Genomic DNA, 21,447 nt, shown 5'->3' on the forward strand with positions numbered 1-21,447 from the left:
GGCAAGTAGAATCGATAATCCGGGAATTAATAAATCCGGCGATCCGCGACGCGGCGCCGCAAACACGGCCGCGCTACAGCATTATTTCCGCGGCGGGCAACGTGTAAGCGCAAGGATAACCATGTAAGCAGCCGTACCGCACTGCAACCTCATATGCGCCGCGTGACTACGGCACACGCTCCAGGCTAATCAGGCGACGCAACATTGGCATTGAGAATGTCGGGGCTTGAAATATTTGTCGACAGGCCGCCCTCTAGAATCCTCCGCAGCTCTCCGCTTCCGGGCGGGATGGCGCGCCGTTTCAACGGCATCGGCGCCAGGCCCTGCCCGATAACGGCTGCCTGATCGGCCATAACCCGCCGCGCGGCCTGGATTTATCGTTGTGCAGTGCGCAATTCCTACGCTCTGCCGCACCGCGGCGGAGCGCGCCCATTAATGGCCCGCTGTCAGACAGCATGCTAGAAGGATGTTCAATGGCAAAGCGTATTGCCGTCATCGGATTGTCGTTCCGATTCCCCCGCACCAATACCGCCGATTACTGGCGCGACCTGCTCCAGGGCAAGGATCTGGTCTCCCAGGTCGACGAATCGCGCTGGTCCAGCGATGCCTATTTCCACCCGCAGCGCGATCATCCGGGCACCGCATATACCCGCAGCGCGGGCTCGCTCGGCGACATTTCCGGCTTCGATGCGGATTTCTTCGGTATCTCGCCACGCGAAGCAGCCTTGATGGATCCGCAGCAGCGCCTGCTGCTGGAACTGTGCTGGGAAGGCTTCGAAAATGCCGGCCTGCGGCCGTCCCGGGTACGCGGCAGCGATTGCGGCGTATATATCGGCATCGCCAGCGCGGATTATGCCTACCGGCTGGCCGACGATCTGGAGGTGGTCGATGCCTCCATCGCCACCGGCAATACCAGCAGCATCGCCGCCAACCGGCTGTCCTACGTGTTCGACCTGCGCGGCCCCAGCATGGCCGTCGACACCGCGTGCTCGTCGTCGCTGGTGGCCTTTCACCAGGCATGCCGCGCCATCGCCGCCGGCGACGCCACCATGGCTGTGGCCGGCGGCGTCAGCCTGCACCTGCACCCGTACGGGTTCGTGACCTTCTCCAAGGCTTCCATGCTGTCGCCGCGCGGCCGTTGCCGCGTGTTCGACGCCAGCGCCGATGGCTATGTGCGCGCCGAAGGCGGCGGCCTGTTCATCCTCAAAGACTATGACGCCGCCCTGGCCGACGGCGACCCCATCCTGGCCGTGGTGGCGGGCACCGCCGTCAACACCGACGGCAGGAAGTCCGGCCTGACCGTGCCCAGCGCCGACGCGCAGGCCAGGCTGCTGAGCCAGGCCTATGCGCAGGCCGGCATCGACCCGCGCCAGATCGATTACCTGGAAGCGCACGGCACCGGCACGCCGGTGGGCGACCCCATCGAAACCCGCGCCATCGGCATGGCGCTGGGCCGGCAGCGGGCGGCCCACGCGCCTTTGCCCATCGGTTCGGTCAAGAGCAACCAGGGCCACCTGGAAGCGGCCTCCGGGGTCGCCGGCCTGGTCAAGGCGCTGTACTGCCTGCGCCACCGGGAAGTGCCCGCCACCATCGGCGTGGACGAGATCAACCCCAACATCGATTGCGCCGCCTGGAACATCGACATCGTGCGCCAGCGGCGCGCCCTGCCCGAACGCGGCACGCTGACCGTGGGCGTGAACTCGTTCGGCTTCGGCGGCGCCAATGCCCACGTCATCCTGCAGACGCCGCCGGACGAGCCGCATGCGCCGCTTGCCACACTGGCCACCACCTCGGCCATCCCGCTGGTCATCAGCGGCAAGCAGCCCGCCGCGCTCAAGGCGGCCGCGCGCGACATGGCGCGGCACCTGCGCAGCCAGCCGTCGCGCGCCCTCTACGATATCGCCTACCAGGCCGCGCTGCGCCGCGACTGGCACGAAGAGCGGGCCGTCGTGTATGGCGCCACTTCCGAAGCCATCGCCCAGGCCCTGACCGCCTTCGCCGACGAAAGCGGGCCGCGCCGGCTGGTCGCCAGCGGCCGCGCCGTGCCCGCCGCCCAGGGACCGGTGTTCGTCTACTCGGGCAATGGCTCGCAGTGGGCCGGCATGGGCGAGCGCCTGATGCACAACCCGGTGTTCGCCGAAGCGGTGCACGAGATCGACGCCTACTTCCATCCGCTGGCCGGCTACCTGCTGGGCGATGCGCTGCGCGCCGCCCCGGGCGATTGCCGCTACGACAGCACCGAATATGCGCAACCCGCGCTGTTCGCCATGCAGGTGGGCATGACCCGCATGCTGAACCAACGCGGCATCGTCGCGCACGCGGTCGCCGGCCACAGCGTCGGCGAAGTCGCGGCCGCCTGGGCCAGCGGCGCGCTGACGCTGGCCGACGCCGTGCAAGTGATCTTCCATCGCAGCCGCCTGCAAGGGTTGACGCGCGGGCGCGGCGCCATGACCGCGGTGGGCGTGGACGGCGGCGCCGCGTTGGCGCTGATCGCCGAACTGGGCCTGTCGCGCGTGCTGTGCGTGGCCGGCCACAACAGCAGCCGCGGCGCCACCATCGCCGGCAACCCCGATGCGCTGGCGGTGCTGGAAAATGCCCTGCGCGAGCGGCGCGCCTTCCAGCGCCGGCTCGACCTGGACTATGCCTTCCACAGCCCCGCCATGGACGGCATCAGCGGCGCGCTGCACGAAGCGCTGGCCGGCCTGACGCCCGGCGAGGCGGAAATCCCGTTCTATTCCACCGTCGCCGGCGCATGCATGGCCGGCGCCGCGCTGGACGCCAACTACTGGTGGCGCAACGTGCGCCAGCCAGTGCGTTTCGACCAGGCCATGGCCGCGCTCATCGAACAGGGCGAGAACATCTTCGTCGAGATCGGACCGCACCCGGTGGTGCGCGGCTACATCAACGATGCGCTCAAGCAGGCCAACGTCGAAGGCCGCGTCATCGTCACCGCGACGCGCGGCGAGGACGACCCGCAGCGCGTGCACGACGCCGCCGGCCAGGTGGTGGCCAGCGGCGCCGCGCCCCAGTGGCAAACGCTGTTCCCGTGGCCGGGCCGGCATGTCGAGCTGCCAGCCTACGCCTGGCAGCGCGAACGCCATTGGCATCCGCTCACGCCGTCCGGCATCGGACTGCTGGAGCGCCGCCGCGTGCATCCCCTGCTGGGCTACCCGCTGCGCCAGCATGAATCGACCTGGGAAAACCAGCTCGATTGCAGCACCCATCCGGCGCTGGCCGATCACGTCGTGGGCCAGGCCGTGGTGTTCCCGGGCGCCGGATTCGCCGAGATGGCGCTGGCGGCGGCGCAGGCCCGGCACGAGGATGGGGAGTACGTCGAACTCGAAGACCTGGAAATCCACGCGCCGCTGCTGCTGGCCGCAGGCGCTGCCAAGGTGACGCGCTGCGCCGTCGACCCCCAGGACGGCCGCTGGCACGTGCGCGCGCGCGACCAGGGCAGCGACGGCGCCTGGACCACGCATGCCACCGCGCGCATCCTCAGCGAGCCCGGCGCCGCCCTGCTAGGCGAGCGTGCGCCCGCCTTGCCCGAACGCCCCGCCGATTTCGACGCCGCCAGCCATCTGGCGCTGACCGAAAGCGTGGGCCTGAGCTATGGCCCGGCGTTTCGCGCCGTGGAGCGCGGCTGGCTGCAGGACGACGGCGACATCGTCGCGCAGCTGCGCATGCCCGAGCCCATCGCCACGGAACTGGCCGCGCACCATCTGCACCCGGCGGTTTTCGACAGCGTGCTGCAGCTCATCATCCACTGGTTCCGCGACGACGCGCAACGCGACAGCGGGCTGACCTACGTGCCGGCCCGCATCGGCCGCCTGGCCTGGCGGCGCGCCGCCGGCCCGGTGCATTCGGCGCGCGTGCGGTTGCTGCGCCGCAACCCGCATTCCCTGATGGCCGAATTCGCGCTGTTCGACGCCCGCGGCAAGCAGATCGCCCACGCGCGCGAAGCGCGGTTCCGCAGCATCCGCCTGCGCAAGGGCGCCGGCGAGGCGCTCGATTTCCTGCATTACGTCGGCGTGCCGCGGCCGCACCCACACGCCGACGCGCCGCCGCCGCTGCAGGTGGCCGACGGCGAACGCGCGATCCTGCAGGCCATCGATGCCGACTCCCTCAAACGCTATGCGTACGAGGTCGATCCGCTGCTCGACAGCCTGTGCCGGCAGTTCACCTGCGAAGCCCTGCACGCGCTGGCCGACGACGACGGCTTGCTGTCCGCGGCGACCGTGACGCGTTGCCGCGAAGCCGCCGATGGCGGCGCCCCGCTGCTCGAGCAATTGCTGCGCCAGGCCCAGGAGGACGGACAGCTCGACGCCACGCCGTCCGGCTGGCGGCTGCGCGCCGCCGACCCGCAGGAGCCGCGCGCCACCGATATCTGGAACGCGCTGGTGCGCGAGTACCCCGAGCACTTCCGCGTCGCCCAGGCGGTGGGCCGGGTGGGCCTCAGCCTGCCTGCGCTGCTGCGCGGCGAACGCACCCTGGACGAAGTCCATCCGCCTGCGCTTACGCCGGGCTCGCTGACCGCGCAACTGTTGCCTGCGGGACAACAGCGCCGCCTCGGCCAGCACATCGCCGGCTGGCTGGCGACGGCCGTGGCGCAGTTGCGCGGCGACGCGCGCCTGCGGGTGCTCGAATGCGGCGCCGACGGCCCCGCCTTCGGCCTGGACTACTACCAGGCCCTCGACGACGACCGCATCGACTGCGTCTACCGCAGCTCGCGCAGCGCGGCCATCGACGAGGCCGAACGGCTGCGCGAGCGCTGCCCCGATCTGAGCGTGCAGGCCATCGACCATACCGAACCGCCGGCAGGTCGCTTCGACCTGGCCATCCTGCATGCCAACTGGCCGACGCTGGACGAGGCGCGCCAGGCCCTGGGCCACGTACGCCACTGCCTGGCGCCCGGCGGCGTGCTGTTGTTGCTGGCCAACCAGCCCACCGCGTGGCTGGACTTCATCTTCGGCGCGCGTGGCCAGTGGTGGAGCGCCTCGGTCGCGGGCGAGGCCACGCCCGCGCTGCAGCCGGCCGCCTTCTGGCGCCGCGAACTGCAGGCCCTGGGCTGCGCCTGCGAGCCGGCGGCCGACTTCCTGCCGGACACCCGCAGCGGCCCCTACCTGCTGGCGGCCACCGTGGCCACGGTGGCCGACGGCGACAGCGGCGATACGGTAGACGCGCCGCCCGCGCGCCGCTGGCTGCTGCTGGCCGACGCGGCCGACGCCGCCGTGGCCAGGCCGTTGGCGGCCCAACTGCGCGCCGCTGGCCAGCAAGTGACCACGGCCGGCGATGCCCCCGAGGACGACGCCGGTCTGGCCCTCTGGCTGCAGGAGGCCGCCAAGAGCGGTCCGGTCGATGGCGTGATCCACGCCGCGGGACTGGCCGCCACCGCCCACATCGACGCCGCCGCCATGCTGCGCCACCAGGTGCGCCGCTGTGCTCTGGCCGCCGCCACGCTGCAGGCCGGGCCGCCGCTTGCCGACGCGCCGCTGTGGCTGCTGACGCGCGGCGCCGCCCAGCACCTGGCCGGCGACGACGCCGTCGCCCCCGCCGCCGACAGCGCGTTGTGGGGCTACGGCCGCACGCTGATGAACGAGTCGAACGCTGTGCGCATGCTGGATCTGCCGCGCAACATGGCCGACTTGCCCCTGGATGCGCTGACGCGCGAACTGCTGTGGCCCGACACCGAGCAGGAGCTCGTCCTGGCCGCCGGCGGCAGCCGCCACGCGCCGCGCCTGCGCCTGGCGCAGCCGCCCGCGCCGCGCGCCGACTGCCCGGCCGAAGCGCCGCAGGACGCCGCGGCGGTGCAGCTGGGCTTCGAGCTGCCCGGGCAGCTGCGCGCCCTGGCCTGGCGCCACGCGCCGCTGCCGGCGCCGGCCGGGGGCCAGCTGGAAGTGGCCGTGGCCGCCACCGGCCTGAACTTCCGCGACGTGATGTACGCACTGGGCATGCTGTCCGACGAAGCGATCGAAAACGGCTTTGCCGGCCCCACGCTGGGCCTGGAGTTCGCCGGCACGGTCACGCGCGCGGGCGCCCAGGTCCAGGGCTACGCGGCGGGCGACGCGGTGGTCGGGTTCGGACCGGCCAGCTTCGGCGACCGCGTGCTGACCACGCCCGCCGCCGTGGCCCGCGTGCCGGCCGGCATGTCGCTGGAGGCGGCCGCCACGATACCGAGCACCTTCTTCACCGCCTACTACGCGCTGCATCATCTGGCGCAGCTCGAACCCGGCGAGAAAGTGCTGATCCACGGCGCCGCGGGCGGCGTGGGCATCGCGGCGATCCAGTATGCGCAATGGCGCGGCGCCGAAATCCACGCCAGCGCCGGCACGCCCGACAAACGCGACTTCCTGCGCCTGCTCGGCGTGCAGCATGTCTACGATTCGCGCACCCTCTCCTACGCCGACGAGGTGCTGGCCAACACCGGCGGCGCCGGCGTCGACGTGGTGCTCAACTCGCTGGCCGGCGAAGCGATCCATCGCAACCTGGTGGTGCTCAAGCCCTTTGGCCGCTTCCTGGAACTGGGCAAGCGCGACTTCTACGAGAACACGCGCATCGGCCTGCGGCCGTTCCGCAACAACATCAGCTACTTCGGCATAGACGCCGACCAGCTGATGGCGCGCCGTCCCGCCCTGACCCAGCGGCTGTTCGCCGACATGATGGCGCTGTTCGAGGCCGGCGCGCTGCATCCGCTGCCGTACACGGTGTTTCATGCCGACCAGGTGGTCGATGCCTTCCGCCACATGCAGCAGGCCCGCCAGATCGGCAAGATCGTGGTCGCCGGCATGGACGAGGTCCGCCCCGCGCCTGCCACGGCGGCGCGGCCGGACGCCGCGCTCGCCCTCGATCCGCGCGCCAGCTACCTGGTGACCGGCGGGCTGGGCGGGTTCGGCCTGCGCACGGCGCAGTGGCTGGCCGACAAGGGTGCGCGCCATCTGGTGCTGGCAAGCCGGCGTGGCGCCACCGAACCCGATACGCTGGCGGCGCTGGCCGCCCTGCGCCGCCAGGGCGTGGCCGTGCACGCCGTCGCCTGCGACGTCACCGACCGCGCCGCCCTGGCGGCGCTGCTGGCCGGCATTGCGGCCGAGACGCCGCTGCGCGGCATCGTGCACGCAGCCATGGTGATCGACGACGCCCTGGTGCGCAATACCGACGCGGCGCGCATCGAACGCGTGCTGGCGCCGAAACTGCTGGGCGCGCAACACCTGGACGCGCTGACGGCCGGGCTGGCGCTGGACTTCTTCGTCTGCTTCTCCTCGGCCACGACGCTGTTCGGCAATCCCGGCCAGAGCAACTATGTCGCCGCCAACGCCTGGCTCGAAGCATTCTGCCGCGCCCGGCGCGAGCGCGGCCTGCCGGCCACCTGCGTAGCCTGGGGCGCGCTCGACGATGTGGGCTATCTGGCCCGCAACGTCAAGGTCAAGGACGCGCTGGCCGGACGCATGGGCGGCCAGGCCTTGCGTTCGGACGTGGCCCTGCAGGCGCTGGAGGACATCCTGTTGGCCGATCGCAGCGACCTGGGCGTGCTGGAGCTGGACTGGAACGCGCTGGCCCGCTTCCTGCCCAGCGCGGCCAGTCCCAAGTTCGGCGATGTGGCGCGCCGCCGCGCCCAGGCCGGCGGCCCCGACCTGAACGACGAGGACATCCGCCACCTGGCCGCCACGCTGGACGACGCCGCGCTGCAGGCCCGCCTGGTCGAGATCCTGAAAGCGGAAGTGGGCGAAATCCTGCGCGTGCCGATGGACCGCCTCGACGCGAGCCGTTCCGTGTACGACATGGGCCTGGACTCGCTGATGGGGGTCGAACTGATGGTGGCGCTGGAGAACCGTTGCGGGCTGAAATTGCCGGTGATGGCGTTGAGCGAAAGTCCCACCATCGAACAGCTGGCCGAACGCCTGGTCGCGCTGCTGCGCGGCGAATCCGACATGCCGGCCGACGCGACTGCTGCGCAGGTGCGGCAAGTGGCGGCGCAACACGCGGCCGACGTGCCGGCAGACTCCCTGGCGGAGTTCGCCGCCGATCTCGACGCCACGGCGCCTCGCCAGAAAATGATCCATTGAATCCCATGACGCACAGCAAGACCCTGCCCGGCCTGGCGGCCGGCATCAAACAGAAGCTGATCCAGCAAGCGCTGCAGCGCAAGCTGCGCAACGCGGCGCCGGCCACGGCCTCGCCGTTGGCGGCCGGTGCGCGCGTCGCCGTGGGCGACGCCCATTGCCGCTTCGACCAGCATCCGGCCTACCAGCAGTTGCGCATCATCAATGACGGCGCCGCGCGGCTGGGCATCGACAGTCCGTTCTTCAAGCTGCACGAAGGCAGCGCCGGCGCGACCACCCGCATCGACGGCCAGCCCTACCTGAACTTCGCCAGCTACAACTACCTCGGCCTGTCCGGCGACGCGCGCGTCAACGAGGCCGCCAAGCAGGCCATCGACCGCTACGGCACGTCGGTCTCGGCCAGCCGCGTGGTATCGGGCGAGCGGCCCGTGCATCGCGAGCTGGAGCGCGAACTGGCGCGGCTTTACGAAGTCGATGACGCGGTCGTTTTCGTCAGCGGCCACGCCACCAACGTATCGACCATCGGCCATCTGTTCGGCGCCAACGACCTGGTGCTGCACGACGAATACATCCACAACAGCGTGCTGCAAGGCATCCAGCTGGCCGGCGCGCGGCGCCTGTCCTTTCCCCATAACGATTGGGCCGCGCTGGACGCCTTGCTGAACGAACAGCGCGGCCATTTCGAACGGGTGCTCATCGTGCTCGAAGGCATCTACAGCATGGACGGCGACTACCCGGACCTGCCCCGCTTCATCGAGGTCAAGCGCCGCCATCGCGCCTTCCTCATGGTGGACGAGGCGCATTCGCTGGGCGTGATGGGCGCACGCGGACGCGGCATCCGCGAGCACTTCGACCTGGCCGGCAACGACGTGGATATCTGGATGGGCACGCTGAGCAAGACGCTGGCCGGCTGCGGCGGCTACATCGCTGGCGAACACGCCCTGGTCGAGCACCTGAAGTTCCTCGCGCCCGGCTTTCTGTACAGCGTGGGCATGCCGCCGGCGGTCGCCGCGGCGGCCCTGGCGGCCCTGGCGCGCATGCGCGAAATGCCCGAACGGGTCGCCACCCTGCAGGCGCGCGGCCGCGACTTCCTGCGGCAGGCGCGCGCGCGCGGCATCGACACCGGCAGCAGCAGCGGCCTGGCCGTCATACCCGCCATCGTCGGCAACTCCATCAAGGCCGCCCGGCTGTCGGCCGCGCTGTTCGCGCGCGGCATCAACGTGCAGCCCATCCTCTACCCCGCCGTCCCCGAGCAATCGGCGCGCCTGCGCTTCTTCATGTCGGCCCAGCACAGCGAGGCCGACATCCGCCAGGCGGTCGACACCCTGGCCGAGGAAATCGACCGCGCCTAGCCGGGCGGGGCCAACCCCATGTGCCGCAGGAACACCTGCGCCAGCTCGTCGACGCGGCGCAGGCCGGGTGCGGCGCCGCCCTGGCCGCCGGCCTGCCAGATCAGGTAATCGGTACGGCCGTCCGGCTCGCCCAGGCGCCGGTACACCTCGGCCATGATGGGCACATGGTCGCCATACACGCACAGGCCTGCCGGGCGCGACAGGCCGCGCATGGCCGCCGCCAGTCCGGTGAACATGGCGTCGGCATTGCGCAGATGCCGCGCATACGCCACCAGGTCGGCGCAGCCAGACGCAAGCGGCCCGTCCAGCACCGCCGCGGCGTCGGCCGCGTCGACGCTTTCCCAATGCAGCGGACCATGGTTCTCCATGGTGATGACATGCACGTACAACGGCTGGCTGCCCTGCCCGGCCAGCCGCTCGGCCACGTAGCGCGCCAGCGCCGCGTCGGCCACATAGGGCCCGGCGCGCGGCGCGTCGGCGAAGGCGTCCAGGTGCACGAACTCGTCGAAGCCCAGCCAGGGCATGACCCGGTCACGGCCGTAGAAGCTGGCGTGGAAGGGATGCACGCACACCGTGCGGTAGCCGCGCTGGCGCAGATGGCTGGCCAGGCTGGGCTGCGGCTGGCGCAGGCGCCGGTACGGGTTGTAGCGGTGCACGCCCAGCGCCGACGCGGCCAGCCCGGTCAGGAAGGCGAATTCGGTGCGCACCGTATTGGCGCCCCAGGCCGCCACCTCGAGCTGGCCGTGCTCCAGGGCCTCGGCGCGCAGCGCATCCAGGCCGGCCAGCACCTCGGGCTTGAGCGTCCCGAACACGCGCCGCGCGTCGAAGAATGACTCGCTCTGCACGCTGACCAGGTGCGGCAGCGGGCCGGCGCCTGCCGCCGCGGGCGCCGCGCCGAACGGACCGGATCGCATGGCGGGCGTCCAAGGCTGGCGCTCGGCCCTTCCATACAGCCACAGGGTGGCCACCAGACCCAGGCGCCGCAAGTCCTGATCCGCCTCGTAGGTCAGCCCGGCGTCGCGGTGGCCGGCCAGCACAGCCAGCGCCGCGCCGGCAGCCGCCAGCGCCAGCGTGGCGCCCCAGAACGGGGCCGGCGCAGCATGGGCGGCCCAGGCCGCCGTGCGCGCCCCGGTAGCCGAGGGCTCCAGCGCCAGTCCGGCCCACAACGCCAGGCCGTACCCGCACGCCAGCAGCAGCGCCGCCGGCCATCCCAGGAACGGCAGGTACAGGCGCGGATGGCGCAGCGCATCGGTGAAGTATTCGAAATCGCTGTAGACGAACGGCTCGCGCAGCACGCGCGCCTTGGCGGCGCTGACCAGCACCAGCACCGCCTCGATGGCCAATACGTTGATCGCGCCGAAGTACGGCCGGCGAAACAGGGCCAGCTCGAGCGCGAACAGCAGGGTCCAGACGCCGGCATGCAGCAGCAGCGTCCAGGCCGGCCGCCGCCATGGCGGCTGCACCGGCGGACGCAGCAATGCCTCCAGCGCCCACGACAGCACCAGTCCGCCGGCCCAGGCGGGCGCCAATGCCAGCCAGAACGTCTCAGCCACCGTAGCCCAGCCAGCGCAGCAGGCGGCTGGAGACCGCCGGGTGCGCGAGCCCCAGGAACCAGCAGCCCAGGTTGAGCGGAAACGGAAAGCTGATGCGCGCGCGGTTGGCCGCCAGCCCGCGCCGTATCGCGCGGGCCGCTTTCCCGGGCGGCCACAGGAATGGCTTGGGCCCTGGCATGGCCGCGCACATCGGCGAGGCCACGTAGCCCGGCATGATGACATTCACCCGCACGCCCTGCGGCGCCAGCCAGTCGCGCAACGCCTCGCCATACGCCTTGACCGCGGCCTTGCTGGCGCTGTAGCTGGGCGTGTCGGGCAGGCCGCGCCAGGCGGCCAGCGAGCTCATCAGCGCGATCTGCCCCTGGCCGCGCGCGCGCATGGCCGGCAGCAGGCCATGCACCGTTGCCTGGGCCGCGCGCAGGTTGGTGTCCATCACCATGCACACGTCTTCCCAGCGCTCGCCGGCGCGATCGGGCCCGATGTCGATATTGACGCCCGCGTTGATGATGGCCAGGTCGGGCGGGTGCGTAGCGTTCACCTCCTCCAGCCACGCCAGCAGGCGCTCGGTGGCGCGGATGTCGAAAGCCGCCACGCTGAGGGTGGCGCCGCGCTCGCGGCACAGCCCGGCCAGCTCGTCGAGCCGCCCCAGGCGCCGGCCTTGCAGGATCAGCCGCACGCCGGGCGCGGCGTACTCCAGCGCCAGCGCCCGGCCGATCTCGCCGCTGGCGCCGGTCAGCAGCACGCATGCCGGCCAGTTCGATCTCATAGCAATTCCTCCAGGGCCGAGCGCGGCGCCGTCAGGCGTCCCACCGCATTGGCCACCGCCAGGTCGATGCCCGGCGCGCAATAAAAGCCGCCGTTGACCTGGGTGGCATGGATCACCACGGCCTGGAACGCGGCGAACAGGGCCGCCTGTGGCGGCGTGGGGTCGCGCCAGAAATCGTCCAGCGTGTGCTGGCAGGTAAGTCCCGGCATGGCGTAGATGGGCTGGCTCAGCGCCAGCGTGGCGCAGCCGGCCGCCAGCGCCGCGCTGCCCACGGTGCTGTTGACCGTCACCACGCCGGCGGCGTGCGCCAGCAAGCCGGGCAGATGCCCGGTCTCCAGGTAGCGCACGCGCCGCTGCAGGCCGTGGCGCCGGGCGGTTTCCGCGGTAACCCGGCGCTGGTCGACGAAGCCCGGATCGAGCGGGTGGTTCTTGACCACCAGCAGGCAGTCCGGCGGCGCGTGGCGCGCGAACGAGGCCATCACCGCATCCTGGACCTCGCGCATATCGCCGTAGGGAGAGTGGTCGCGGATCTGCGCGTCGCTGTCCAGCTGCAGCGGCAGCAGGAAGAAGCGCGCGCGCCGCGCCGCCAGGTCGGCCATGGCGCGGGCGTCCTCGGCGCGCCGGGCGCGCAAGCGCAGGGCCCGCCGCACATAGGCGGCGTACTCGCGCGCCGCGCCATGCGGCGCGTGCGTGCGATAGCGCGGAAACAGCAGCGGGTTCCAGGCGTTGCATGCGTGGTAGGCCACGTCGTGCCAGGCGCGCAGCCAGAACGGCGACCTGAACGCGCGCGGGCTGGCCTGCGGCACGCGCGCGGCGCTGGCGCGATACCACGCCGGATCGCGCGGCAGCGACGAATGCGCGTTCACGCCGCCGCGCTCCAGCGTCACCCAGTGCGGCCGGAAATAACCCTCTTCGAACACATGCACGCGCACGCCGCTCTCGCGGGCCAGCGCGACCGCCGGCCGATGCACCGGCCGGCGGTCGCCGAACAGCACGATGTCGCTGACGGCGTGGCGCTCCAGCAATTCGGCGTAGAAATCGCCGCAGGCCTGCGCCGCGCCGCGATAAGCGTACGCCTGGCCGCCGCGCCAGTACGCCGCGTCGCCCACCGTGTAGTTGACGCGGCGCACCGCATGGCCGCGTTCGCGCAGCGCCCGCCCCAGGCGATCGAAGAACGGCGAACAGACGCCCTGCAGGAACAGGAACGAGGCGCTCATGCCATGCTCCGGCTCATCGGGCCAGCCACAATGTCTGCAGCTTGCGCACCTGGCGGCGCGCATAGCCGGCGCGCAGCCCTTGCAGGCGGCCTTCGCGCTGCAGGCGTTCGCGCGTCTCGAAAATATGCGTCAGCACCGCCTCGCACGTGGTGTATCCGCGCAGTTCCCAATCCCAGTACAGCGGATAGCGCAGCAGCGTGCCGGCGACCAGCTCGTCCAGGCTCAGCCGGCGGGTGCGCCGGCCGCGCGGCCAATCGGCGGCGCGGTCCTCGGTCAAGCCCCAGCCGGCATAGAACGGCTTGCCGTACGTCACCACGCGCTTGCCGCGCAGCAAGGCGTCGAAGCCCGTCAGCGAGGTCATGGTGTGCACCACGTCGCACGCCTGGATGCAGCTGACCACCGACAGCGCGGACTCGACATGATCGGCATGGCGGCGCGCCTCGCGCAGCGCCACGCGGCCGCGGCGGTTGCGGCTGACCACGTCCGGATGCGGCTTGTAGACGATGTAGGCGTCGGGATGCGCGGCGCGCGCGGCCGCCAGCAGGTCCAGGTTGGTGCGGACTTCGTCGCAGCCCAGCCGCACCGACGCATCGTCCTCGACCTGGCCGGGCACCAGCACGATCTCGCGCCCGCGCGCCGGCCAGTCGGCCGGCTGGGGCTGCGCCACGTTGTACTTGGTGATGCCGTGGGCGACCACCAGCGCGCGGATGCGCGCCGCGCTGGCCAGCTCTCCCGGGCTGAACCCGCCCCGGTTCAATTCATGCTCCAGATCGCTGGGCTGGCGGGGGTCGAAGTAGATGCCCCGCCCGTCCAGCGCCAGGCTCAGCGGCCGGATCAGGTCCGACCCCAGGCCGACCGACCGCAGGAAGCCATCCTCCACGGCCAGCACCGCGCAACCGCTCTGTTCGGCCAGCTCGGCCACGCCGGCGGGCGCCCGGGCGCCCCAATGCACCAGGGCGTCGCCCGCGGCCGGCCGCAGGTCCCGCGCGCGGGCGGCGTCGGCGGCGAACACCGCCTGGCCGGGCTTTAACGCCAGCATGGGCGCCAGCGCGGCCGCCTTCCAGCGGCGCATGCCCACGCCGATCACGCGCGACGGCAGGCGCTGCGCCATGTCGCGCTGGCGCGTCAGCCAGTCGATCACGTCGAAGATCGTGCCGCGGCGATGCAGCACCGGATCCAGGTAGCGGGTGTAGTGGAAATACGCGCCGGCGAACAGCTCCTCGACGCTGCGCGCGCGGCCGCGCCGCTCGCAGCGCTGGCGATCGTCGGTCACGCCCCAGCCGGCATACCAGGGCATGCCGAAGCAGGTCACGGGCTTGTCCAGCATCAGGGCTTCGAACCCCATCTGCGAACTGACCACATAGACCCGGTCCATCTGTTCCAGCAAGGCCAGGGGATTCATGTCGTGGCGCAGCGCCACCGTATCGGCGTCGTCGGTAACCCGCGACAGATAGCCCGACTTGTCGCCGGCCGCCACCTCGGGATGCGTCTTGACGCAGATCAGCGCGCCAGGGTTCTCCGCCCGCGCCGCCGCCAGCATGGCCTCGAAGGTGGCCGCCTCGGCGCAACCCAGGGTCACGCTCATGTCGCCTTCGGTCTGGTCCACCACCAGCACCCGGCGCCGGCCGTCGGCCGGCACGCCGGTGGCCAGGAAGCCGCCCTGGTTGTACTTCGACAGGCGGCGTTCGCGCACCAGCTCCATGGCTTCGGGCACGGCGTCCTCGATGCCGTCGAGCAGCGTGCGCGACGACGCCAGCAGGCACTCCAGCTCGGATTCGCGCGTCGCGTCGTAGTAGATGCCCAGGCGATCGACCACCAGCGACAGAGGCGGAAAATGGCGCCCGGTGCCGAACGAGCGCAGGAAACCGTCTTCCAGCGCAATGTAGGGCACGCCCAGCGAACGGGCGCGGCGCCGCGCCGGCGCGGCGCTGGGGCGCGCGCCCCATCCCGCCACCGCGCGCGGCGCCGCGCCGCCCGGCGGCCAGAAGCGCCGGTAGCGGGTGACCGGCGCGCCCAGCAGCTCCGTCAGGTACGGAATACGCGCGATGCCTGACGAATGAAGCTCGATCATCGCAGGAACTGCTTGTACCAGGGCATGGCGGCTTCCAGCCCGCGCAGGATGTCGTAGGCCGGCTCGTAGCCCAGCAGCTTGCCGGCCTTGCCGATGTCGGCCTGCGAGTGGCGCACGTCGCCGGCGCGGAATTCCGCGTACACCGGCGCCTTCTCGTACGACACGCCCTGCCCGGCCAGCGCGCGCCGCAGGTGCTCGAACAGCTCGGTCAGCGTCGTGCGCGCGTTGTACGCCACGTTGTAGACCTGGTTCGCGCCTTCCGGTGCGGCCATCGCCGCCAGCAGGTTGGCCTGCACCGCGTTCTCCACGAAGCAGAAGTCGCGGCTGGTCTGGCCGTCGCCGTTGATCACGACGTCCTCGCCCTTGATCATCGCCGCCGTCCACTTCGGAATCACCGCCGCGTACGCGCCGTCCGGGTCCTGGCGCTTGCCGAACACGTTGAAGTAGCGCAGCCCCACGCTGGAAAACCCGTACGAGCGCGCGAACACGTCGGCGTACAGCTCGTTGACGTACTTGGTCACCGCGTACGGCGAGAGCGGATTGCCGATGCGGTCCTCGACCTTGGGCAGGTCGGGATGGTCGCCGTAGGTCGAGCTCGAGGCCGCATAGACGAACGCCTGGACCTGCGCGTCGCGCGCGGCCACCAGCATGTTCAGGAAACCGCCGATGTTGACCTCGTTGGTCGTGATCGGGTCTTTCAGCGAACGCGGCACCGAACCCAGCGCGGCCTGGTGCAGCACCCGGTCCACGCCCTGCACGGCGCGCTGGCAGGCCGCCAGGTCGCGGATGTCGCCTTCGATGAAGGTGAAGCGCGCCCATTGCTCGGGCGTCACCGCCGCGCGCACCTCGTCCAGGTTGTGCTGGTGTCCCGTGGCGAAGTTGTCCAGCCCCACCACCGCCTGGTCCAGCCCGAGCAGCGTCTCGAGCAGGTTCGAGCCGATGAAGCCGGCGCAGCCGGTCACCAGCCATTTTTCCGGCGCACGCGGCAGGGTCGCGCGCAAATCCTCGTATCGTGTCGTCATGGCTGTGTTCTCCTTACAGACGCAGGTCGGCCTGCTCGGGAGGCAGCACGTACTTCAGGTCGTACAGGATGTGCTCGGCCTTGCCGAACTTGCGGATCGCCTCGGCGCCCATCTCGACGAACTGATGGTGCGACACCGCCAGGATGACCGCGTCGTACGCCCCGGCGGCCGGCTTGGCCACCGGCGTGATGCCGTACTCGTGCTCGGCCTCGGCCGGGTCCACCCACGGGTCGTACACGTCCACGTCGACGTGGTACTCGCCCAGCTCGCGCACGATGTCCACCACGCGCGTGTTGCGCAGGTCGGGGCAGTTTTCCTTGAACGTCAGGCCCATCAGCAGCACGCGCGCGCCCTCGACGTGGATGCGGCGCTTGGCCATCGCCTTGACCAGCTGCGAGACCACGTAGCCGCCCATCGAGTCGTTCAGGCGGCGGCCCGCCAGGATAATCTCGGGGTGGTAGCCGATGGCCTGCGCCTTGTGCGTCAGGTAGTACGGATCCACGCCGATGCAGTGCCCGCCCACCAGGCCCGGACGGAACGGCAGGAAGTTCCACTTGGTGCCGGCGGCCTGCAGCACGGCCTCGGTGTCGATGCCCATCTTGTTGAAGATCAGCGCCAGCTCGTTGATCAGCGCGATGTTGACGTCGCGCTGCGTGTTCTCGATCACCTTGGCGGCCTCGGCCACGCGGATGCTCGAGGCCTTGTGGGTGCCGGCCGTGATGATCTCGTTGTACAGCTGGTCGACCAGCTCGGCGACTTCCGGCGTCGAGCCCGAGGTCACCTTCTTGATGGTGTTGACGCGGTGCGCCTTGTCGCCCGGGTTGATGCGCTCGGGGCTGTAGCCGGCGTAGAAGTCCTGGTTGAACTTCAGGCCCGACACGCGCTCGAGCACCGGCACGCAGTCTTCCTCGGTGGCGCCCGGGTACACGGTCGATTCGTAGATCACGATGTCGCCGCGCTTGAGCACCGCGCCGATGGTCTCGCTGGCCTTGACCAGCGGCGTGAGGTCGGGCTGCTTGTACTCGTCGATCGGCGTGGGCACGGTGACGATGAACACATTGGCCTTGCCCAGTTCCTCGCGCTCGGCGGTGTAGCTGAGCTGCCCGGCCCGGGCCAGTTCGTCGTCCTCGACTTCCAGGGTGTGATCGTGGCCGGCCTTGAGCGCGGCGATGCGGCGCTCGTTGATATCGAAGCCGATCACCGGGCGTTTCTTGCCGAACTCCACGGCCAGCGGCAGCCCGACATACCCCAGGCCGACGACGGCGAGATGAACATCTGCAGGATTGGAAAACTTCTTCGGCATTGGTGCTACCTTCCAGTGAAAATTAGTAAGTACCCACGCGTTGGCCCACGATCAGGACCTGCACGATAGGCGTAATGATCTTTTCCCATTCGTACATGGGCGCATTACTGACATACACCACGTCCTCCGGCAGCAGCTCGAATTGCTTGGCCAGGAACATGGACTCCGGATTGCGCATGTTCAGCCTGAACACCGTGGGCCGCGGGCGGCCATCGGCGTTGCGGCCGTCCAGGCGAAAAACGAATACCCCGGTGGCGTCGGCCGCGCGGTCGTTCAGGCCTCCGGCCACGCCCAGGGCGTCGAGCAGATTGGTCTGGTTCGACGGCAGTTCGTGCAGGCCCGGCTTGGTGAGGGCCCCCATCGCCACGAAACGCTTCAGGTTCGGTTCGACCACCAGTTCGGAGCGCGGCTCCACCGCCACGTTGCGGCCGTTGAGCAATTGCTGGTAAGGAATGCGCTGCACCTTGCTGCCAGTCCGGATCACTACGTCGGCCTGGTAGGCCGGCAGGGTCGAGCCGCCCGCCTGCGTGATCGCATCCAGCGCCGTCAGCGGGCCCTTGTTGCCGCCGAAGCGTCCCGGGCGCGGCACCGCCCCGGCCACCAGCACCGAATTGGAGCGGTCGTCGGCCAGATCCACCATGACCTGCGGCTGCACCGCCGCGGTATTGCGCAGGCTGCCCTTGACGAGCTGCTCGATCTGCGCCAGCGACTTGCCCTGCACTTTCAGGCGGCCCGCATAGGGCAGCGAGATGCTGCCGTCGGCCGCGACCCGCACGGCTTCGAACACCGTGCCGCCGGCGGCCAGCGGCGCGAACAGTCCGGTCTCCATGCTGTCGGCTACCAGGATGCGCAGCACATCGCCCGGCATCACGCGCATATTGCCCACGTAGCCGTCCGAGGTGGCGCCATCCTTGGACACCGCCTTGACCAGCACATAGGGCGCAATGGTGTCGGCGCGCAGGTCCACCAGGTCGTAGGAGCCGGGCTTGGCGCCGGTCGCGTCGGTCGACCCGCCGTCCATGATGGCCGATCGCGTCGGGCCCGACCCGGAGAGAATGCTGCAGCCCGACAGCAGGGCCAGCAGCGCGATGCTCAGGCAACGTATGAGTCTATGGTTCATGGTCCGTCTTGGTACTCCGGTAGAAACTGGGAAGGCGCCAGCGCGCCGCTCGAAGCGGCCAGCGCGGCCCGGATGCGCGTATGCATGTACCCGGCCAGCACCGGCTCGAACTCCGGCGAATAATGGTTCATGTCGGCGCCGTCGCTGGCCAGCAGGCGCGCCGGGGGCCAATCGGGCGCGGCATCCAGCGGGTCGATCACGTGCACCTGGTGCAGTCCGCGCGCGGCGGCCTTGATGCGCGCCACGTGGCGGACCCGCGCGGCGATGCGGCGCCCGTCGGCGCGCTCGGCGTCGACGTGGGTCACCACCAGCACGGGCTTGCCCAGGCGCAGCGCCAGGTACATCAGGTCGGCGCGCACCACGGCCTCGCTGTCCTCGGCGCAGCGCGCCTCGCGCAGCACGCGCAAGCCGCCCGCCAGCACCGTCTCCTCGGCCTGGTCTCGGTACAGGCCGGCCACGGCCTCGTAGGCTTCGGGCGCCACTTCGCCGGCGCGCACCAGCGAGCGCCACCAGTTGCGGCCTTCGTCGCCCAGCTCGCGCACCAGGTGCTTGACCACCAGGTTCTTCTGCAGGAACACGCCATTGACGCTCACGCTGCGCTCCGAAGCCGCCTCGACCAGCACCGCGTCGGCCTGCGCCAGTTCGTCGGCGCGCGCCGGCGTCACCACGGGCGTGCGGCCGGCCGGAAACATGAACGGCAGCAGCTGGGAGTCGGGACGCGTCCGGTCGGCCAGCCATTGCACGCGCTGCACCGCCTCGCGCGTACTGTGGATGTAGCCGCTTATCCCGGCCGTCAGCGGCTGCACCAGGCCGCCGTCGTGCAGCAGGCGCGCCGGCCGGTGCACACGGCAACTGCCCAGCACGAAGAGTTTGGGCGGCATGGTCATGGCATCTGGTAGCACCGGACCGTCGATGCAATCATCTGGTTGAGCGAAAAACGCGCCGAGGCCCAGTCGGCCGCCTTGCGCGCGATCCCCGGGTCGGCCGCGCACATGTCGTGGATGCGCGCCAGCGCCTCGGCCACGTCCGGCGCGGTCACCGTGTCGGCCGGCAGGGTAAGCCCCGTCACGCCTTCCTGCACCGCCTCGCCGGCGCCGCCGGCCAGCGTCGTCACCACCGGCACGCCCGAGAACTGCGCCTCGATCAGCACATTGGGCAGCCCTTCGAAGCGCGACAGCAGCAGGAACGCGTTGAACTGCGTCAGCCAGTAGCCCACCCGCCTGGACAGGCCGGTAAACAGGATGCGCTCGCCCATGCCCAGCCGCTGCGCGAACTCCCGCACCGACTCCAGCAGCGGCCCGCCGCCCACCATGATGAAGCGGACATGCGGGTGGCTGGCGGCAAAGCGCTGCGCCGCCTCCACCCACAGGAACGGGCGCTTGTTGTCGTCGACCCGCATGACCGTGCCGACGGTAAAGCGCGCGTCCGAAGTGCGGGCGTCGAACTGCGCCATCATGGCGGTGCAGGCGTCGTCCTGCACCGACTTCAGCGGCGCCAGCCCGTTGTAGACCACCGGAATGCGCCGCTCGTCCACGCCCAGCCAGTCGGCATAGCGATGCGCGGCGAATTGCGAATTGGAACTCAGCGCCACGCCGCGCATCTTCAGCAGTTCCGAATAAATGATGTCGTACTCGACGCGATAGCGGTCCGGCCGGTCCACCGGCGGCATGGTGCGCACCGACAGCACGATGCGCGGCACGCCGGCCAGCAGCGCCGCCAGCGCGCAGGCGAAGATCGAACCGTCCTGCCAGATATGCACCACGCTGGGCACCGACGACCGCATCACGTCGGTCAGCTTGGTCGTTCCCTCGATGATCTGCTTGGGCAGGAAGCGCAGGTACTCGCGGTACGGCGCCAGCAGCGACGAGAACTCGCAGCCGCCCCATGCCTGCATGTCCGAATAGACGGAAACCGGGATGCCGGCGTCGCGCAGCGTGGCGGCGAAGAAATCGGCGCCTTCGCGGCTGCGCAGCGAGCGGCACACGACCTGCACCGGACCCAGCACCCCGTAGCCGGCAATCGATTGCCCCTGCTGGATGGCGCTTTGCAGGGCCACGGCGGTGTTGACGAATTGACGCTCGGCGCCGCCGGCGCCCAGCGAGCCATTGATCATCAGCACCGGACCGACGAACGATTCCGGCCCGGCATCGTATTCCGCATTGCGGCGCCGGCCGATCTCCTGCAGCATTTTCTCCAGCACCAGGATGCTGACCGGCACATCGCGCCCATCGCCCTCCACGCCCAGGCGCCGCAACGCGGCCAGGTCGGCATTCAGGTCCACCAGCCGCCGCGTCAGCTTGCGCGCGCCGTCGCCGATGGCGTCCAGCCCCGCCTGCAGCACATCGCGGGCGCGCCACAGCGCGCCGCGGCGCGTCAGCGACTGCGCCCAGCCGACATAGCCGTTCTCGAACTCGGGGTGTTGCCGGGACAGCCGCTCGAAGCAGGCGTCGGCCTGCTCGCTCTGCCCGATCTCGTCCCAGCTCTTGGCTTCCAGCAGGATCTCCCGTGCGCTGCTGCTGCCGCCGGAGAAGTACAGTTCGATCTCGGCGCGCCCGGCTTCGATGCCCTGCTGGCGCTTGACGCCGCGCAGCATGAGGATGAAAGCCTCGGAAGAGTCGGGAAAGCGCTGATGGATGCCGCACCATACCGCCAGGCCTTCATCGCTGCGGTGGGCCGCCTCCAGCGCCCGCGCCACCAGCACCTGGAACAGCTCGGTATGCGGATAACGCCGGACGTAATCCAGCAGTTCGGGCAAGGCGGCCGCCGGCTTGTGGACCGCCGCATGGCGCTCCAGCACCTGGCGCGCCTGCTGCAACAGCTCGCGGCCGGCTTCTTCCGACTCGCCCGGCTCGGCCAGCGCGGCCTCGAGCAGGTCGAGAATCGTCGGCCCGGACGCCGGGCCGCCGGTCGGGCCGGCCGCGGTATCGGCGCGGCGCGGCTTGCGGATGCGGGACAGAAACGAAAACATGGCGTGATCTCGTTGACGGTT

General features: G+C 70.6%; 11 protein-coding genes. 2 read left to right on the forward strand and 9 right to left on the reverse strand.

Annotation, left to right across the window (positions count from 1 at the left end):
* Positions 1-473: 473 nt before the first annotated feature.
* Both EL288_RS12665 and EL288_RS12670 read left to right on the forward strand, forming a co-directional pair.
* Positions 474-8,057 (forward strand): type I polyketide synthase, encoded by a 7,584-nt coding sequence (locus EL288_RS12665; protein ID WP_126621955.1) that lies wholly within the window; start codon positions 474-476, stop codon positions 8,055-8,057.
* The gene (locus EL288_RS12670; RefSeq protein WP_003811240.1) at positions 8,054-9,406 is read left to right on the forward strand and encodes an aminotransferase class I/II-fold pyridoxal phosphate-dependent enzyme; all 1,353 of its coding nucleotides are present in this window, start codon (positions 8,054-8,056) and stop codon (positions 9,404-9,406) included. Before EL288_RS12665 ends, EL288_RS12670 begins: the two co-directional genes overlap by 4 nt.
* Here the strand turns inward: EL288_RS12670 and EL288_RS12675 are convergent.
* The 9 genes from EL288_RS12675 to EL288_RS12715 are packed head-to-tail and all read right to left on the reverse strand — an operon-like array spanning position 9,403 to position 21,426.
* On the reverse strand, positions 9,403-10,959 hold the full coding sequence (locus tag EL288_RS12675) for an LTA synthase family protein (RefSeq protein ID WP_033459472.1): 1,557 nt from the start codon (positions 10,957-10,959) through the stop codon (positions 9,403-9,405). The two genes, EL288_RS12670 and EL288_RS12675, sit on opposite strands and share 4 nt — an antisense overlap.
* On the reverse strand, positions 10,952-11,725 hold the full coding sequence (locus EL288_RS12680) for an SDR family NAD(P)-dependent oxidoreductase (protein WP_003811236.1): 774 nt from the start codon (positions 11,723-11,725) through the stop codon (positions 10,952-10,954). The genes EL288_RS12675 and EL288_RS12680 overlap by 8 nt, the downstream gene beginning before the upstream one ends.
* Positions 11,722-12,942, reverse strand: coding sequence for a capsule biosynthesis protein (locus tag EL288_RS12685; protein WP_033455381.1), 1,221 nt, complete (start codon positions 12,940-12,942; stop codon positions 11,722-11,724). The genes EL288_RS12680 and EL288_RS12685 overlap by 4 nt, the downstream gene beginning before the upstream one ends.
* Before the next feature lie 13 nt (positions 12,943-12,955).
* On the reverse strand, positions 12,956-15,013 hold the full coding sequence (locus EL288_RS12690) for a capsular polysaccharide biosynthesis protein (RefSeq protein WP_015063857.1): 2,058 nt from the start codon (positions 15,011-15,013) through the stop codon (positions 12,956-12,958).
* Positions 15,010-16,035 carry an SDR family oxidoreductase gene (locus tag EL288_RS12695; protein ID WP_010926688.1) on the reverse strand — a complete coding sequence of 342 codons (1,026 nt, stop codon included), beginning with the start codon at positions 16,033-16,035 and terminating at the stop codon, positions 15,010-15,012. The genes EL288_RS12690 and EL288_RS12695 overlap by 4 nt, the downstream gene beginning before the upstream one ends.
* A 13-nt stretch (positions 16,036-16,048) precedes the next feature.
* Positions 16,049-17,338, reverse strand: a complete 1,290-nt coding sequence (gene tviB, locus EL288_RS12700; protein WP_033469731.1) for a Vi polysaccharide biosynthesis UDP-N-acetylglucosamine C-6 dehydrogenase TviB — start codon at positions 17,336-17,338, stop codon at positions 16,049-16,051.
* A gap of 22 nt (positions 17,339-17,360) precedes the next feature.
* Positions 17,361-18,458, reverse strand: coding sequence for a polysaccharide biosynthesis/export family protein (locus EL288_RS12705; RefSeq protein ID WP_003816414.1), 1,098 nt, complete (start codon positions 18,456-18,458; stop codon positions 17,361-17,363).
* Positions 18,455-19,345, reverse strand: coding sequence for a hypothetical protein (locus EL288_RS12710; RefSeq protein ID WP_033452374.1), 891 nt, complete (start codon positions 19,343-19,345; stop codon positions 18,455-18,457). The genes EL288_RS12705 and EL288_RS12710 overlap by 4 nt, the downstream gene beginning before the upstream one ends.
* Entirely contained in the window at positions 19,342-21,426 is a 2,085-nt protein-coding gene (locus EL288_RS12715; protein ID WP_126621956.1) for a glycosyltransferase, read from the reverse strand. Before EL288_RS12715 ends, EL288_RS12710 begins: the two co-directional genes overlap by 4 nt.
* Between the last annotated feature and the right edge of the window lie 21 nt (positions 21,427-21,447).

Origin of the sequence: Bordetella bronchiseptica (assembly GCF_900636925.1) — a bacterium.
Lineage (GTDB): Bacteria > Pseudomonadota > Gammaproteobacteria > Burkholderiales > Burkholderiaceae_B > Bordetella > Bordetella pertussis.